A 16,751-nucleotide genomic window follows, 5' to 3' on the forward strand; every position below is an offset into this window, starting at 1 on the left:
TATATTGAATGAATGTGTAAATCGTACAATTGTATTCTCCTTTACTCTCTTATAATTTATTGTAATTTAACAATATTTTCAATGATTATTGCATAATTTATCTTCATAATTTTCAAACAAATTATTTCATATGCAAATATATTTGCTTTATAGCAAATATATTTGCTTTTCTTAATTATTTGATCTTTTATAATATTAATCATACAATATATTTGTTGAATTAATAATTAATAAGAGAGTAAAGGAGAATACAATTGTACGATTTACACATTCATTCAATATATTCAAATGATTCATATCCTTGGTCTACAACGAAAAACATCTGTGATAGTGCAATAACTAAAGGCTTAAAAGGAATATGTTTTACAGATCATATAGACATTGATTATCCAGATAATACTGAGGTTTTTGATTATGAAAAGTATAGCAATGAAATAGATAGTTTAATCTTAAGGTATAATGATAAGATTGAGATTTATAAAGGCATTGAGCTTGGAATGCAACCACATCTCTCTAAAAAAAACACTGTTTTCTCATCTAAACCAGACATTGACTTTGTATTGGGTTCCATCCATGTAGTAGATAAAAAGGAACTTTATAAGGGTGATTTCTTGCAAGGCAGAAATAATCATGAAGGTATATTAGCCTATTTTGGGGATTTAAAAAAATCAATTATTTCTTTCAAAGATTTTGATTCGCTAGGTCATATAGATGTTGTTAGAAGATATTTGAATAATGGAGAAGGAGATTTTCAGTTTGATTTATATAAGGATTACATTGCTGATATATTAAAGACTCTGATTATCAATGACAAAGGAATAGAAATCAATACTTCAGGAAAGAGGTATGGGCTATCCTCTTTCCACCCCTTGACAGAAATACTAGTTTTATATAAAAACTTAGGTGGTGAAATAATAACTATTGGCTCTGATGCTCACAGACCCGATGACTTGGGTTATGGTTTCACAGAAGTCCTGGATTTATTAAAATCCTTAGGTTATAAATACTACTGCATATTTAAGAAGAGAAAACCATTGTTCATAAGGATAGACTAGCTTTCTATCCTTATTTTGTATTTTTTAATTTTGTGTTGAAGATTCTGCCTTTTTATTCCTAGTTTATTAGCACTCTTTGTAATGTTAAAGGAACACTCCTTCAAAGCGTCTATTATCAATTCTTTTTCAATACTTTCTAAAATCCCGTCAAGACTCTTTCCTTCATGTATTAACAACCGATAGTTAGTATTGCTCTTACTGTTATTAAATATTGGTTTCATATTAGAGAAATGATGGGGCTTAAGCATATGATCCTTTGTTACAATGTTCATAGCACTTTCTATACAATTTTCTAATTCTCTTACATTGCCTGGCCAATCATAGTTCATAAAAGCATTTTTTACTTCATTGGAAATATCCCATACATCTTTTTTCAGGACAGTATTGAATTTCTTTATAAAATACTCAGATAAAAGCAGTACATCAGACCTTCTCTCTCTTAATGGAGGTATCTTTAGATATATCACATTTAATCTATAATATAAGTCTTTTCTTAATGCTCCTGAGGCTACAGATTTTTCAGGCTCTTCGTTTGTTGTAGCTATAATCCTTACATCGCATGGTATATCGTTAAGCCCTCCTACTCTTCTAATATATCCTTCCTGAAGTACTCTGAGAAGTTTTGCTTGAAGTTGAAGCCCCATTGAATTAATTTCATCTAATAGAAGGGTGCCTCCATGAGCCTGTTCAAACAATCCAGGCCTGTTAACCGCACCAGTATAGCTTCCCTTTACAGTTCCGAACAAAATACCTTCTAAAAGAGACTCTGGTATGGCAGCACAGTTTTGTGCAATAAAAGGCTTACTGCTTCTGGTGCTTTCATAGTGAATGCTTTGAGCAAATAATTCTTTTCCTGTGCCTGTCTCACCATAAATCAATACTGTTGAGGAGGATTTTGCTGCAGTTTTAGCAAGAGCTACAGTATTTAAAAAATCATCATCTTCCCCAATGATAGACTTAAAAGTATAGCCTTTGATATTATCCTTGTTGGATTCCTTTCCAACTAACACTTGCTGTAATATCTGTACTTTCTCAGATAACTCTTTAACCTTTGTAATATCCTTTGCAATTTCAACAGCACCATATTTGTCGGGAGATATTTTAAAAGGTATTGTACTATTTATTGTCTTTATCTGTTTACCATGGTTATTAAGATAGGATTGACTTTTATTATAAATAGCTTTTCTGGATTTCAAAACTGTAAGTATAGTGCTTGTGTTTTCAGTGAGACTAGGGAATATCTCCAGTATATTTTTACCCATGACCTCATCAATATCTAATCCTTCAAGTTCGCCCATTATAGAATTATAAAAAATCGTCTTCCCTTCGTTATCAACAACATGTATGCCCGCATCAATATTCTCTATAATGGTCTCTAATATAGACTTATAAAGCATATTTAGACCCATTTATAACACCTCATCAGATTCATTAAAACATCTAGTTTCAAAACAAAAGAAGTAGGACAATCCTACTTCTTATTATATCAATATTTAACAGGTCTACCAAACACTTTATTTATTAGTATAGTTGGTATTTATCTGTGAGCGCCCTTACTCTTTTTCTAGTTGCTTCAATGTCATCAGGTTTACTTATTATATGAGCTATAATTCTTGCTATTTCAACCATATCATCTTCTTTGAATCCTCTTGTAGTAACAGCAGGAGTTCCAATTCTAATGCCACTCGTGATAAAAGGACTTTGAGGGTCGAAAGGAATTGTATTCTTGTTTACTGTAATACCAACTTCATCTAATAAATGCTCTGCATCTTTACCTGTAATGTTTTTATTTCTAAGATCTACTAGCATCAAATGATTATCAGTACCATTTGATACTAGATTGAATCCTTCGTCCTGTAGTGCTTGAGACAGAGCTTGAGCATTCTTTATTACTTGTTTCTGATAACCAGCAAAATCATCACTCATAGCTTCTTTAAAGCATATTGCTTTTGCCGCAATAATGTGCATTAAGGGTCCTCCCTGTATTCCTGGGAAAATAGCCTTATCTATAGCTTTAGCAAATTCTTCTTTACATATTATAGCTCCTCCCCTCGGACCTCTAAGGGTTTTATGAGTGGTGGTTGTAACAAAATCTGCATAATCTACTGGATTTGGATGCAGCTTTGCTGCTACTAAACCTGCTATATGAGCCATGTCAACCATCAACATTGCTCCTACCTCGTCAGAAATTTCCCTGAACTTTTTAAAATCTATTACTCTAGGATAAGCGCTAGCACCGGCTACTATCAACTTAGGCTTTTTTTCCTTAGCAATTTGCCTTACTTTTTCATAATCTATTAATCCAGTGTTCTCATCTACACCATAAGCTACAAACTTGTAATACTTACCGGATATATTCACTGGGCTTCCATGGGTTAAATGGCCTCCATGGGATAAGTTCATACCCAATACCACATCACCTGGTTCTAATACTGAAAAGTACACTCCCAGGTTTGCATTAGCTCCTGAGTGGGGCTGCACATTAGCATGTTCTCCATTAAAGAGTTTTTTCAATCTTTCTCTAGCTAGATTCTCTGCTATATCAACTTCTTCACAACCTCCATAATATCTGCGACCTGGATAACCTTCAGCATATTTATTTGTTAGTATAGTTCCCATAGCCGCCATCACAGCAGGACTTACAAAATTCTCAGAGGCTATAAGTTCTATATTTCCTCTCTGTCTATTGAGTTCTTTTTCTATTACTTCTGCAATTTCAGAGTCTACTTTCCGAATTAATTCCAGTTCCATGATATACCTCCTTTTGTATTTCTGATAATATTATATATTTTTAGCCATAAGAATCATAGCAAAAAATATAAATTTTATAAATTGTTTGCCATTCACAAACAAATAAAATGGCATTACGCCATTTTATATATGTTTATTAATCATTGATTCAAACATTTGTTTAGGTCTTACCCCAATTAACCCATCAACCTTCTTTCCATTCTTAAATAGAAATACTGAAGGTATGCTCATTATATCGTATTGAGAAGCTAAATTTGGATTCTCGTCTACATTTACCTTGACAACTTTAATCTTCTCACTGTATTCATTAGCCAATTGGTCAATCACTGGAGATACCATTCTGCATGGACCACACCATGCTGCCCAGAAATCTACCAATACGGGTTTATCTGAATTTAACACTTCACTATTAAACATACTTTCATTTACAGCCTTTACTTTATCACTCATTGTTATACTCCTTCCAATATTTTAATCTCTTACAATTCTAATAAGAACAGGTTTGAATTTATGCATATTTTTTATCTTTGATTCATTAAACCTTATTCCTAGATAGCTCATAGTTAATATTAACAGGCCTGATACTGCTGCAATCACCTGAGACTTACTCTCATCATATCCTAAAGCACCTCCGGAATAATATCCTCCTAACAGGCCAATAATTAATCCAAGCAACGGTATCCCATACATTATAAAGCTGGCAAAAAGAAAATTTTCGGTCTTTAATTCTATTTCTACCGTATCACCTGGGTTTCCATTAATAGTGTTCTCTGCAGTAAGAATCATATTTAAATTTTCTCTTCCAACTTGACATGCACCACAATCACCACATGCGGCATGTCTAGCTATCAGTACTTTTGCAGTATCATTGTTTACTTCTATAATTCTGCCAATCTCTTTCATAAAATCTACCTTCATTTCACATATTTAACTATAGTATCTATCAACTCGTCTAGCCTTTCATCTGAAGCATCACTTCTTTTATAAGCCTCAGGTATACATTCTTTTATATAGCCATCCAGCATAAGACCACCAATTTTATTGATGGCTGATCTAACTGCGGATATCTGAATCATTATATCTCCACAGCATTTGTCTTCTTCAACCATTCTTTGTATTCCTTTAACCTGGCCTTCAACTTTTTTTAGTCTGCTTAATATAGCTAGCTTTCGTTCCTCTTTATCAATCGTTTTCAATTCTTAATACCCCCTACCCGTATATAATATAATTATATACTATATAATCCTTATGTCAATATCTATTTAAATGATATCCTTAATAATATCATTTACAACTACCGAAGCAAGTATAAGTCCAGCAACTGATGGCACAAATGAAATACTGCCTGGTACATTTTTTGATGGATTTTCCGGCATCTTCATTGTGGTTTTAATGGGTTTTTCCTTTGAATAAACAACTTTAAGTTTTTTTATACCATGCTTTCTTAGCTCATATCTTAGAACTTTAGCCAGTGGGCACATTTCAGTTTTATAAATATCTGTTACTTCAAATTTCGTAGGGTCAAGTTTATTACCGGCTCCCATGGAGCTAACAATAGGAATACCCTTATTTATGGACGTCACTATAAGGCTTATCTTTGCAGAAATCATATCAATTGCATCTATTATATAATCATAGTCTTTTTTTATTATTTCATCAGCAATATCATGATGGTATTTTCTATTAATAGCAGTTACCTTGATATGTGGATTTATTTCTAGAAGCCTTTCCCGCATAACATCCACCTTGTATCTGCCCACTGTTTTCGTAGTAGAATGAAGTTGTCTATTAATATTTGTGACATTGATTGTATCATAATCTATCAGCACAAGATTTCCAACTCCGCATCTTCCCAAGGCTTCTGCAGAGAAAGAACCTACTCCACCAATACCGAAAATGGCTACTTTACTATCCTTAAGTTTTTCGATGGCTTTTTCCCCTATTAGAAGCTGTGTTCTCTCATACATACTCAATTGTATAACCTCCAAAAGTGCCCTGCTTACTCTTAAGCAGGGCATATTTCCTATTCCACTTTCAGTTTTAACTCCGCCAATTGTTTTTCATCTGCAAAAGATGGTGCATCTGTCATTAAGCAGCTTGCACTTTGGGTCTTCGGAAATGCTATAACATCTCTTATATTATCGGTGCCTGTAAGAAGCATTATAAGTCTATCCATTCCAATTGCTAAACCTCCATGGGGTGGTGTTCCATACTTGAATGCTTCCAGTAGGAAACCGAATTTTTTCCAAGCCTCATCCTTTGAGAATCCTAAAAGATTGAACATCTTTTGCTGAATCTCACTATCGTGTATTCTAATGCTTCCTCCGCCTAATTCATAACCATTCAATACGATATCATATGCCTTTGCTCGAGCTTTTAAAGGTTCGCTGTCCAACAATTCAATATCCTCGTCCATTGGGCTTGTGAAAGGATGGTGCATAGCCACATATCGGTTTTCTTCATCATCATAATCCAGCAGGGGAAACTCTGTAACCCATAGCAGACCAATTTTATTTTCATCTACTAAATTGAATCTCCTGGCCAGTTCTAACCTTAGTTGCCCTAAAGAATCATATACGACTTTTTTATTATCAGCTACTATAAATATTATATCTCCTGTTTTTGCATTCATTCTTTCAATTATTGACTTAATTTCCTCTTCTTTTAGAAACTTAGCTATGGGTGATTTAAGGCCATCTTTTGTAAAATTCATCCATGCAAGTCCTTTTGCTCTATATGTTTTCACAAACTCACCAAGACCATCAATCTCTTTTCTGCTTAGATTACTACCACAACCTTCAGCATTTATAGCTTTTATGCAGCCCCCATTTTTTATGGTCTCAGAGAATACTTTAAATTCGCTGTCTGTTAAGATATCCCCCAAATCCTTTAATTCTAATCCGAACCTTATATCTGGCTTATCCGAACCATATCTTTCCATAGCTTCTTTATATGTCATCCTTGGCAAGGGTAAAGAAATTTCCTGATCTTTTATATTTTTAAATACCTCTTTCATAAGACCTTCTATGACACTTATTACATCATCTGCATCTACAAAGGACATTTCCATATCAAGCTGAGTAAACTCAGGCTGTCTATCTGCTCTTAAATCTTCATCCCTGAAACATTTTACTATTTGATAGTACTTATCAAATCCAGATACCATCAGTATTTGCTTAAAAAGCTGTGGCGATTGGGGTAAAGCAAAAAACTTTCCAGGCTGTACCCTACTAGGCACTAAATAATCTCGGGCTCCTTCAGGGGTAGTCTTTGTCAACACAGGAGTTTCGATCTCAATAAATCCATTCTTATCAAAATAATCCCTGATAAGCTTATTTACTCTGTGCCTGACAAAGAAGAAGTTCTGCATTACAGGTCTTCTTAAGTCCAAATATCTATACTTCAATCTCAAATTTTCCGAAACATTCAAGTCATCTTCAATATATATAGGAGGCGTTTCTGATTTACTTATAATGGTTATATCTGATGCTAACAACTCAATATATCCTGTTTTCATTCTCTTATTAATTGCATTTTCAGCTCTTTCACCAATTTTACCAGATACATGTATTACATATTCTCCTCTGACTTTTTGGGCTTTTTCAAACAATTGAGAGTCTATGTCTTTATTAAAAACCACCTGCAAAATCCCTGTTCTATCTCTTAAATCGATAAAAAGCAAACCTCCAAGGTCTCTGCTTTTTTGAACCCATCCTGTTAAGGATACTTCCTCTCCAAGATTATTCAATGATAATTCTCCGCACATATGTGTTCTTATATATTTAGCCATGGATTTACCTCCTTATTTTGTTTATTATGTCAGAAATATTGACCAAAGAAGCATCTACAACTTTTCCATTTTCCATATTCTTGATACTCACAATACCCTTCTCAATCTCTTCATCACCTATGACAATTACATTTCTGGCATTTATCTTATTGGCATATTTCATTTGAGCCTTTAGGCTTCTGTTTAAATAGTCTTTTTCCGCTTTGATAGTTGCTCTTCGCAATTTAAACAACAAATCCATAGCTTTATCATTGGCTTTTTCACCTATAGCAGCTATGTATAAATCTGGTCTTTCTGTTTCAGGGATTGATATCCCCTGACTTTCCATAGTCAGTAACAGTCTTTCAAGGCCTAAGCCAAATCCAACACCAGGTGTGCTTGGACCTCCACATTGCTCTACCAATCCATCATACCTTCCACCACCGCATACGGTTCCTTGAGAGCCTATATCTTTGGATACTATTTCAAAGGCTGTTTTTGTATAATAATCTAATCCCCTTACAATCCTAGGATCCACTATGTAATCTAATCCTATGATTTCTAAGCCTCTCTTCAATCCCTCAAAATGATTCTTGCAATCATCGCATAGATTATCCAGCATTAATGGTACATCTACCAAATTCTCCTTGCATTTTTCTTCTTTACAGTCTAATATCCTCAAAGGATTTGTATCAAATCTGTCCTGGCAGTATTTGCACAGTTTATCCAGTTTAGGCTCTAGAAATGCTTTCAGTTTTGCATTGTATTCCTTTCTGCATTTTGGGCAACCAACACTATTGATTCTGAGTTCCAAATCCTTTACTCCAAGGGATTCAAATAATGTCATTCCTACGCTTATTACTTCCGCATCCACATATGGATCCTGGGTTCCGAAGACTTCAATACCAAATTGATGAAATTCTCTCAATCTCCCTGCCTGTGGCCTTTCATATCTATAACATGGGGTTATATAATACATCTTTGTGGGTTGAGTATCATTGAAAATGCTATTTTCTATAAAAGTTCTAACTACTGGAGCCGTGCCTTCGGGTTTTAATGTTATGCTTCTACCTCCTTTATCCAAGAATGTATACATCTCTTTTTGCACTACATCTGTAGTTTCGCCTACACCTCTTTGAAAGAGCTCTGTATGTTCAAAAACAGGTGTTCTTACTTCTCTATATCCGTTTATAGAGCATAACTCTCTTATTTTCCCTTCTATGTATTGCCACTTAAATACTTCTGAAGGCAAAACATCCTTTGTACCTTTTGGTCCTTGAATTCTCATGTATATCCCTCCAATTTCCTTTTGAATAAAACAAAAAACTCATCTCTGACATAATATGTCAGGGACGAGGTTAGTCTCGCGGTGCCACCCTGCTTGGATAGTATCCATCTCTTATTCCTTAACGCGGAAATGCGTCCAAATCTAATATACTTCAATTTGGAAGCTCCTTGGGTGTCTTTCGATATTCCCTACTTTAAGGGGCTCTCAATCATTGGCTCCCTCTCCCTGTCAAGTGTCAAATATCTACTTTCCCTTTCATCGCTTTTATAATGTTTATCATTATATATTTACTGCATATTTTTGTCAATATAATTTACTCAGTAGATCAACCTTTTTATTGATTTGACTATCTATATTTTTTATATATAATCTTAAATCCTTTATGTTGTGCTGCCTTTCCAATCTATCTTCTTCAGGAAAATATGCTTTTGTGACAGCATCTGCACCAAAAGCAACGATACTTTGCTTTTCTTCCATTATTTGTATGTTGTATATACACTCCCTATCCTTTTTGCAAAATCCTATATTCTCCAGATTCTGTGCCATATATTTCTGTCTATATAAATAATAAGGATAGTATTGATTGTTTTCCAGCTTATTCCTAGCCAGTTCCATCATTTTATAAACAATATCATTATGGCTTCTAGTATCAAGATTCATCTCATTGTATACCGAGGCTCTTTTAATGGCCAGTGTATGAACTGTTACATTCTCAGGGTTCAACCTGTTCATCCAATTCAAAGTGTTATCAACTTGGTCTAATCCTTCGCCTGGAAGTCCCAGAATCATATCCATATTTATATTGTCGAAACCTAGTTCTCTGGCTAATAGAAAACTCTTAATAATTTGAGTATGAGTATGTTTTCTTCCTATTCTCATCAAAGTATCATCATCCATTGATTGGGGATTGATACTTAAACGTGTTATCCCAGACTCTTTCATTGCTTTGAGTTTATCTACAGTTATGGTATCCGGTCTTCCAGCTTCACATGTAAATTCTTCATTTTGACCCCAGAATTCATTAACACATTGTATTAGAGTGCTCAACTCATCAGCATTTATTGAGGTAGGCGTGCCTCCGCCAATATAAACACTCTGAGCTGTAACACCCCTCGACTTAAGATATTCTGAAACAGTTCTAATCTCCAACATCAATGCTTCAAGATAAGGTTGAACTAAATCACGATTTTTATCTATGGCATTTGAAGTAAAAGAACAGTAATTACATCTGCTGGGGCAGAAGGGTATTCCAATATAAATACCTATTTTATTATTATCATTTTTGCTTATATATTTCTTTTCAACTTGAGCAACTTTAATGGACAGTAAGGCTCTATCTTCAGTAACATAATACTCATCTTTCAGATGTGCAATAATTTGCTCCTCATTCATTCCCTCTTCAAACAGCTTATGAACAATTTTTACTGGCCTGATACCTGTCAATATTCCCCAAGCTATATTATGGCCTGTAATATCTGATAACAACTTATACATGGATACTTTCAGAGCTTTTTTAATCTCTCTAGGATCTATTACTTTACCGTTCTTAGTAAATGTATAGCTATTATTACTATTGTTCTTTAAATCCTTATAAGATGAAATGAAAGAAGTCAATTCATCATCTATTATAATTTCACTGTTCAGTAATATGCCTTGCATATCTTCATAGTTTTCTATACTATCATAAGGTTTAATTGACTCCTTACCATAAAACATCTTTATTATATCTGATACTTCATTAAAGTACTCATGTCCTATTAACTTTAATATTATCATCTTTATCCTCTCTTAAATGAATCTTAATTTTTTAGGAAAGGATTATGTTTTTTCTCTATTTCAATAGTTGTTGAAGGTCCATGGCCTGGATAAACCTCTGTATTATCGGGCAAAGTGAGTAATTTGTTTTTAATAGAGCCAATAATGTCTTCAAATGACCCCCCACCAAGATCTGTTCTTCCAATAGAGCCAGCAAATAATGTATCTCCTGAAAATACAACATTATCGCACTTTATACATATGCTCCCTCTTGTATGTCCAGGAGTATGAATAATCTCCATTGATATTGCCCCGATATTTATTATGTCTCCATCTACTATTTTTTTATCAGCTTCTATTTCTATTTTGTTATATCCCATTTGGCTTGAATAGTTTTTATTCGTATTTTTCAGCATATCATAATCATCCATGTGAATCATTACTTCAGCCTTATAGTTCTCCCTTGCGTCTGCTACAGCGCCAATATGATCTCCATGGCCATGAGTAAGCAATATATATTGAACAGAGAGTTTATTGTTTTCTATAAACTTATTTAACTCTTCAAAATCTCCTCCTGGATCTATAACAGCTGCTTTTTTTGATTGCTCATCCCATATTATATAACAATTAGCTTGATATATTCCTAAAGGCAGTCTCTTGAATTTCAAATAACTCATCTCCCTCGAAGATTTTATAAATCTATTAGTCATTAAAATTGTAAATCTTAAATAATTTTTTCGCTATCTACTATTAAAGTAACGGGGCCATCATTTTCTATATATACGGTCATATCAGCTTGAAAAATGCCTGATTGAACAACAATATTCATACCTTCCAATTTACTAATGAATAAATTATACAGTTCCTGAGCTTTATCAGGTCTAGCTGCTCTTATGAAGCTTGGGCGCCTTCCCTTTCTGCAATCACCATATAATGTAAATTGGGAAACAACAAGAATTTCTCCTCCCACATCAAGAAGTGACAAATTCATTTTGTTATCAGCATCTTCAAAAATTCTCAGATTTGTTATTTTATCAACCATATAGTCAATATCTTCTATTTTATCTTCATCACTTATACCAAGCAAAACCATGAGACCTTTATTTATCTGACCTGTAATTTTACCATCTACCTCAACATGGCTTTTTTTTACCCTTTGAATTACTGCCCTCATAAACTTTCCTCCTATTGTTTAGCTCTAAATACATCAATAACTCCTTCAATCCTTCTTAATCTTCTAATAAGTTTGTTTAGTTGATCAATGTCATTAATTTCTAAAACAAAATTTATATTTGCGCTTCTATCCTTTGAAGTCCTCGAATAAAAAGATACAATATTGATTTTATTCTCATTTATAATTGAAGTGATCTCTGCAAGCAAACCTTGTCTGTCATTAGCTCTTACTTGAACATCTGCATTATAAGAGACCATACTCTGGGTATTCCATTCTACTTCCACAAGTCTCTCCGGATCTGCAAGCAAATCCCTGGCATTTGGACAGTCTTTTCTGTGTATTGAAACGCCTCTACCCTTTGTTATATAACCTAGTATATCATCACCAGGGACAGGATTGCAGCATTTAGAAAATCTCACAAGAATATTTTCAACACCTTTAACTTTTATACCCGTGCTTGATCTTCTCTTCTTGTGATGATTTGTTTTTGATATCTGCTTTTCTAATTGCTCTTCTTCTTTTATATCTATTTTCTGGTTCTTTCTTATCTCTTCTTTCAACCTCATCATTATCTGATTGAGGGTCAATCCACCATAACCCAATGAGGCATATAAATCTTCCAATGAATGAAGGCCTATCTTCTTATAAACCGTCTCCAGCCACTCATTCTTTATGGTTATTGATAAACTTGCTCCCAGTCTTTTTATTTCTTTATCGAGTATATCTTTACCTTTTTGGATATTTTCTTCTCTTTTTTCTTTCTTAAACCATTGTCGTATCTTATTCTTAGCCTGTGAGCTTTTGACAATCTTAAGCCAATCTCTGCTTGGTCCATTTGAGTTGGCAGATGTGATTATTTCTACTATATCCCCATTTTGTAGTTTATAATCCAAAGGCACGATCTTACCATTAATCTTTGCACCGATACACTTATTTCCAACAGCACTATGAATTTTATAAGCAAAGTCAATAGGTGTAGAATCTACTGGTAAATCTATAACATCACCTTTAGGTGTAAAAACATATACCTCATCTATCACTAAGTCAATTTTCAGAGTTTCCATAAACTCTTTTGTATCTCTTACTTCATTCTGCCATTCGAGCATTTGTCTGAGCCACTTTAGTTTTTCATCAAATTCATTCTGAGAAGTACGACCTTCTTTGTACTTCCAGTGGGCAGCTATTCCATATTCAGATGTTTTATGCATCTCCCAAGTTCTTATTTGCACTTCAATTGGTTCTCCATCAGGACCTATTACTGTGGTATGCAAAGACTGATACATATTAGGCTTGGGCATAGCAATATAATCCTTAAATCTTCCAGGGATTGGTTTCCATAAAGTGTGAACTATTCCTAATACTCCATAACAATCTTTAACAGTATCCACTATTACTCTCACTGCGGTAAGATCAAATATTTGTTCGAAAGTTTTATTCTGGTGAAACATTTTTTTATATATACTATAAAAATTCTTAGGACGGCCTTCTATTTGAACGTCAATACCCATCTCTTCATTCTTATATTTCAGTGTATTTATTACATAGTTAATATACTCTTCTCGTTCTTTTCTCTTTTTTGCGACTTTATCTACTAAATCATAGTATCCATCAGGATCTATATATCGCAGTGCAAGATCTTCCATTTCCCATTTAATTTTATAAATTCCAAGTCTATGAGCTATAGGAGCATATATTTCTAATGTTTCCTTTGCTTTTTCATACTGTTTTTCTTTCGTCATATACTTCAATGTTCTGAGATTATGGAGCCTGTCTGCTAGTTTTATAAGTATAACCCTTATGTCTTTGGCCATAGCAATAAACATCTTCCTAAGATTCTCTGCTTGCTGCTCTTCCTTTGTCTTGTATTCGAGCTTACCAAGTTTTGTCACACCATCTACAAGCATGGCAACTTCTTCACCAAATTGTTCTTTTATGTCATTATAGTCATATTTTGTATCTTCTACCACATCATGAAGCATACCTGCAGCAATAGTTAAATTATCCATATTTAAATCTGCCAATATTTCTGCTACAGCGGTAGGATGGATAATGTAATCTTCGCCAGATATTCTTTTTTGCCCCTGATGTGCATTTAAAGCAAAATCATATGCTTTACATATTATTTCAAAGTCTCCTGAAGGATTATATTTTTTTATTTTGTCTATTAATTCCTGGAGCATATTAACACCATCTTTTGAAAAAATTAAATATAATAACTATGTAGCTTATACTTTCCTATGCATTATAAAAAAATCTCCTGAGTAACAAAGCCCCTATTCAATAGGTTGCAAACCCAATGAATCCAAGCTGGTTATCCAGGAGCATTAGAGTTCTAATACTTGATTATTGAACTAATATTATATTTTGACAAGGCTTTCCTTCCCATCAATTCTTCTAATTCAATCAAAAACCCTATATGAACTACAATACCCCCAAGACTCTCAACAAGCTTAACTGCTGATAATATTGTGCCTCCTGTAGCTAATAAATCATCTACAACAGCTATTCTGTCCCCAGGTTTTATAGCATCCTTATGAATCTCTAAGCTATCACTGCCATACTCTAACTCATACTCATATTTTAAAGTTTCAGCCGGAAGCTTTCCTGGTTTTCTCACAGGTACAAAACCTACACCAATCTCATAGGCAATGGGTGCCCCAAAAAGAAACCCTCTAGCCTCTGGTCCAACAATCAAGTCAACATCTTTGCTTCTGATTTCGTCTGCCATTAGTTTTATTGCGTAACGAAAAGCTTCCCCATCTTTTAGCAGCGTAGTAACATCTTTAAAGCTTATACCTTCTACAGGAAAATCTTCTATCACTCTTATATACTTTTCCAGATTCACTTATCTTGCCTCCAAACTTATATTTATTTGGCCTTTTTTATGTCTTTGATATTTAATTGAATGTATTCGGTGCCATTCCAGAGATTTTTTTCTACACTACATATTATATCAATCTTTTCATTAACTGCAATATAATTAATTATAAATCCGATGTTAAAACCTATTCCTCTTATAGTATCAGTTCCGTCATTTAGCTTCATAGACAGATGTTTATTGTTTCCCAACAACTTCATCTCTTCTATGGTAAGACCGCGAAACACAAATATCGGAACCGGATTGCCTTCCCCATAAGGCTCCAGCATTTCTAATTCTTCTATAAGCTGCGAAAGCATACTAATACTATCGATTTTATAATCTATAAAAATTTCTGGTACATAATGTTTATCTGCCATCATTTCCCAGGCAATTTCATTTAATAAACATTTTAATTTCTCAATGTTTTCCTCTTTAATGGTTAAGCCAGCAGCCATTTGATGACCACCGAATCTTTCAAAAAGAAAACTGCACTTATTCATGGCTTCATATAAGTCAAATCCCGGTATGCTTCTTGCCGAACCTCTACCGATACCATCTTCTAAAGAAATCAGGACAACTGGTAATCCATATTTCTCAGTTAGTTTCGATGCAACAATTCCTATTACACCTATATGCCAGTTTTCTCCTGCTGCAACGATAATCCTATCAATATCTTTATCTATGGTTTTATCAATAATTTGCATTGCAGAATTAAGTATTTCATTTTCTATGGTCTGTCTATGAGAATTTGCTTTATTTAATTCTTCAGCTATTTTCATTGCTGCCTCCTCTTCTTCAGCAATCAGTAGCTTAACACCCAGAATAGGATCACTGATTCTACCGGCGGCATTAAGTCTTGGTGCAAGCATGAAGCTTATATGATAGGTATCAACAGCACATATATCTATTCCAGAAACCTTAGTAAGCGCCTTTATTCCAAGGTTAGGGTTATTTCTTATCTTCTCCAGACCATTCTTGACAATTACTCTGTTCTCTCCTAACAAAGGAACAACATCTGCAACAGTGCCTAAAGCAGCAAGGTCTATTATATCATCAGGCAAATCATATCTACTGAATCTTTGGGCTAAAGCACAAACAAGTTTAAATGCTACTCCTGCTCCTGCAAAGTCTTTAAATGGATAATAGCAGTCACTTTGATGAGGATTTATGACGGAACATGCTTTCGGAATCTCATCACCGCATTCATGATGATCTGTAATTATTATTTCTTTATTATTTTCATTTATAAATTTGACTTCTTCAATAGATCTTATTCCGCAATCTACAGAAATTATTAAGTCTACTCCTTCATCAATAATTCTTTCTATTGCGTCTATATTTATTCCATATCCTTCTTCAAGCCTATTGGGTATGTAATAAATCACATTTGCACCTAGCTTTTTTAGTGTCAAATAAAGCATGGAAAGGCTTGTTATGCCATCTACATCGTAGTCTCCATAGATACATACTTTTTCTCCTGCTTTTATTGCTTTATACACTCGTTCTACAGCAGAATCCATCCCCTTTAACATAAAGGAATCCTCTAGTTCATCCATGTCAGGATTTAAAAAAGCTTCTGCATCTTCTAATGTGTTTATATCTCTGTTAATTAGTATTCTAGCTAAAGACTCAGAAATATTTAACTCTTCTTTCATTTCCTTAAGTATAGAATAGTCTTTATTATAAGCAAGCCATCTCTTAATCAAATTATCACCTACATCTATTGTTCAATATTAATATTATTTTGATTTTTCAAATCTAAATCTTCTTTTGTTTTGTTTATAGTTTCTTTTGCTATACTCAATTCCTCATCTAGCTTCTTTATTTTACTATTTAATTCATTTATTTTTATTCTAAACCTGACCCTTTTAACTATATCAAAGGGTAACATTATGAGAATACCAAACAAAGCAGACCCCAAAATTACTACAGCTTGTGATAAATTAAATTTATACCATAAAAAATTTATTGTAATCACTGTGGCATTTTGTATTGCAAAGAGTGCTATAAATAAAGCAAATATCATGGAAATAACAATTATGAACTGCATAATTAGTCACATCCTTTCAATGTTTTATATACATAGCATAATATATTTA

The 16,751-nt window shown here is 33.7% G+C and carries 16 protein-coding genes and 1 other annotated feature; of the genes, 1 reads left to right on the plus strand and 15 read right to left on the minus strand.

What is annotated here, in order from left to right; genetic code table 11:
• The first annotated feature begins 254 nt into the window (after window positions 1-254).
• On the plus strand, window positions 255-1,055 hold the full coding sequence (locus ACESM9_RS04535) for a histidinol-phosphatase HisJ family protein (RefSeq protein ID WP_372995733.1): 801 nt from the start codon (window positions 255-257) through the stop codon (window positions 1,053-1,055).
• On the opposite strand, the gene ACESM9_RS04540 is transcribed toward ACESM9_RS04535, so the two are convergent.
• From ACESM9_RS04540 to ACESM9_RS04610, 15 genes are all read right to left on the minus strand, one after another.
• Window positions 1,052-2,464, minus strand: coding sequence for a sigma-54 interaction domain-containing protein (locus ACESM9_RS04540; protein ID WP_372995735.1), 1,413 nt, complete (start codon window positions 2,462-2,464; stop codon window positions 1,052-1,054). The two genes, ACESM9_RS04535 and ACESM9_RS04540, sit on opposite strands and share 4 nt — an antisense overlap.
• 112 nt (window positions 2,465-2,576) lie before the next feature.
• Window positions 2,577-3,806, minus strand: a complete 1,230-nt coding sequence (glyA, locus tag ACESM9_RS04545) for a serine hydroxymethyltransferase (protein ID WP_372995737.1) — start codon at window positions 3,804-3,806, stop codon at window positions 2,577-2,579.
• A 123-nt stretch (window positions 3,807-3,929) separates the two neighbouring features.
• On the minus strand, window positions 3,930-4,256 hold the full coding sequence (gene trxA, locus ACESM9_RS04550; protein ID WP_372995739.1) for a thioredoxin: 327 nt from the start codon (window positions 4,254-4,256) through the stop codon (window positions 3,930-3,932).
• Between the two features lie 21 nt (window positions 4,257-4,277).
• On the minus strand, window positions 4,278-4,709 hold the full coding sequence (locus ACESM9_RS04555) for a SoxR reducing system RseC family protein (RefSeq protein WP_372995741.1): 432 nt from the start codon (window positions 4,707-4,709) through the stop codon (window positions 4,278-4,280).
• A gap of 11 nt (window positions 4,710-4,720) precedes the next feature.
• Window positions 4,721-5,002, minus strand: coding sequence for a metal-sensitive transcriptional regulator (locus ACESM9_RS04560; protein ID WP_372995743.1), 282 nt, complete (start codon window positions 5,000-5,002; stop codon window positions 4,721-4,723).
• A gap of 66 nt (window positions 5,003-5,068) precedes the next feature.
• Window positions 5,069-5,773, minus strand: a complete 705-nt coding sequence (locus tag ACESM9_RS04565) for a ThiF family adenylyltransferase (protein WP_372995802.1) — start codon at window positions 5,771-5,773, stop codon at window positions 5,069-5,071.
• A 56-nt stretch (window positions 5,774-5,829) separates the two neighbouring features.
• The gene (gene aspS / locus ACESM9_RS04570) at window positions 5,830-7,596 is read right to left on the minus strand and encodes an aspartate--tRNA ligase (RefSeq protein WP_372995745.1); all 1,767 of its coding nucleotides are present in this window, start codon (window positions 7,594-7,596) and stop codon (window positions 5,830-5,832) included.
• 4 nt (window positions 7,597-7,600) lie between these two features.
• Window positions 7,601-8,863, minus strand: a complete 1,263-nt coding sequence (gene hisS / locus ACESM9_RS04575; RefSeq protein WP_372995747.1) for a histidine--tRNA ligase — start codon at window positions 8,861-8,863, stop codon at window positions 7,601-7,603.
• A gap of 57 nt (window positions 8,864-8,920) precedes the next feature.
• Window positions 8,921-9,131, minus strand: a binding site (T-box leader).
• Between the two features lie 35 nt (window positions 9,132-9,166).
• Entirely contained in the window at window positions 9,167-10,639 is a 1,473-nt protein-coding gene (hemZ, locus tag ACESM9_RS04580) for a coproporphyrinogen dehydrogenase HemZ (RefSeq protein WP_372995749.1), read from the minus strand.
• Window positions 10,640-10,662: 23 nt separating this feature from the next.
• Window positions 10,663-11,286 carry an MBL fold metallo-hydrolase gene (locus tag ACESM9_RS04585; protein ID WP_372995751.1) on the minus strand — a complete coding sequence of 208 codons (624 nt, stop codon included), beginning with the start codon at window positions 11,284-11,286 and terminating at the stop codon, window positions 10,663-10,665.
• Window positions 11,287-11,342: 56 nt separating this feature from the next.
• A complete protein-coding gene (gene dtd, locus ACESM9_RS04590; RefSeq protein ID WP_372995753.1) occupies window positions 11,343-11,792 on the minus strand; it encodes a D-aminoacyl-tRNA deacylase in 450 nt (149 codons plus the stop codon).
• An 11-nt stretch (window positions 11,793-11,803) separates the two neighbouring features.
• A complete protein-coding gene (locus ACESM9_RS04595; protein ID WP_372995755.1) occupies window positions 11,804-13,972 on the minus strand; it encodes a RelA/SpoT family protein in 2,169 nt (722 codons plus the stop codon).
• Window positions 13,973-14,124: 152 nt separating this feature from the next.
• Complete coding sequence (locus ACESM9_RS04600; protein WP_372995757.1) at window positions 14,125-14,637, minus strand: adenine phosphoribosyltransferase; 513 nt, start codon at window positions 14,635-14,637, stop codon at window positions 14,125-14,127.
• A gap of 23 nt (window positions 14,638-14,660) precedes the next feature.
• Window positions 14,661-16,358, minus strand: coding sequence for a single-stranded-DNA-specific exonuclease RecJ (gene recJ, locus ACESM9_RS04605; protein WP_372995759.1), 1,698 nt, complete (start codon window positions 16,356-16,358; stop codon window positions 14,661-14,663).
• A 14-nt stretch (window positions 16,359-16,372) separates the two neighbouring features.
• Window positions 16,373-16,702 carry a lipopolysaccharide assembly LapA domain-containing protein gene (locus tag ACESM9_RS04610; protein ID WP_372995761.1) on the minus strand — a complete coding sequence of 110 codons (330 nt, stop codon included), beginning with the start codon at window positions 16,700-16,702 and terminating at the stop codon, window positions 16,373-16,375.
• Between the last annotated feature and the right edge of the window lie 49 nt (window positions 16,703-16,751).

Origin of the sequence: Lutispora sp. (genome assembly GCF_041687175.1) — a bacterium.
Lineage (GTDB): Bacteria > Bacillota > Clostridia > Lutisporales > Lutisporaceae > Lutispora.

Bases quoted from the DNA above. Each gene is read 5' to 3' on its own strand.
- ACESM9_RS04540 (WP_372995735.1), bottom strand. From the start codon at position 2,464: ATGGGTCTAAATATGCTTTATAAGTCTATATTAGAGACCATTATAGAG.
- glyA (WP_372995737.1), bottom strand. From the start codon at position 3,806: ATGGAACTGGAATTAATTCGGAAAGTAGACTCTGAAATTGCAGAAGTA.
- trxA (WP_372995739.1), bottom strand. From the start codon at position 4,256: ATGAGTGATAAAGTAAAGGCTGTAAATGAAAGTATGTTTAATAGTGAA.
- ACESM9_RS04555 (WP_372995741.1), bottom strand. From the start codon at position 4,709: ATGAAAGAGATTGGCAGAATTATAGAAGTAAACAATGATACTGCAAAA.
- ACESM9_RS04565 (WP_372995802.1), bottom strand. From the start codon at position 5,773: ATGTATGAGAGAACACAGCTTCTAATAGGGGAAAAAGCCATCGAAAAA.
- aspS (WP_372995745.1), bottom strand. From the start codon at position 7,596: ATGGCTAAATATATAAGAACACATATGTGCGGAGAATTATCATTGAAT.
- hisS (WP_372995747.1), bottom strand. From the start codon at position 8,863: ATGAGAATTCAAGGACCAAAAGGTACAAAGGATGTTTTGCCTTCAGAA.
- hemZ (WP_372995749.1), bottom strand. From the start codon at position 10,639: ATGATAATATTAAAGTTAATAGGACATGAGTACTTTAATGAAGTATCA.
- dtd (WP_372995753.1), bottom strand. From the start codon at position 11,792: ATGAGGGCAGTAATTCAAAGGGTAAAAAAAAGCCATGTTGAGGTAGAT.
- ACESM9_RS04595 (WP_372995755.1), bottom strand. From the start codon at position 13,972: ATGCTCCAGGAATTAATAGACAAAATAAAAAAATATAATCCTTCAGGA.
- ACESM9_RS04610 (WP_372995761.1), bottom strand. From the start codon at position 16,702: ATGCAGTTCATAATTGTTATTTCCATGATATTTGCTTTATTTATAGCA.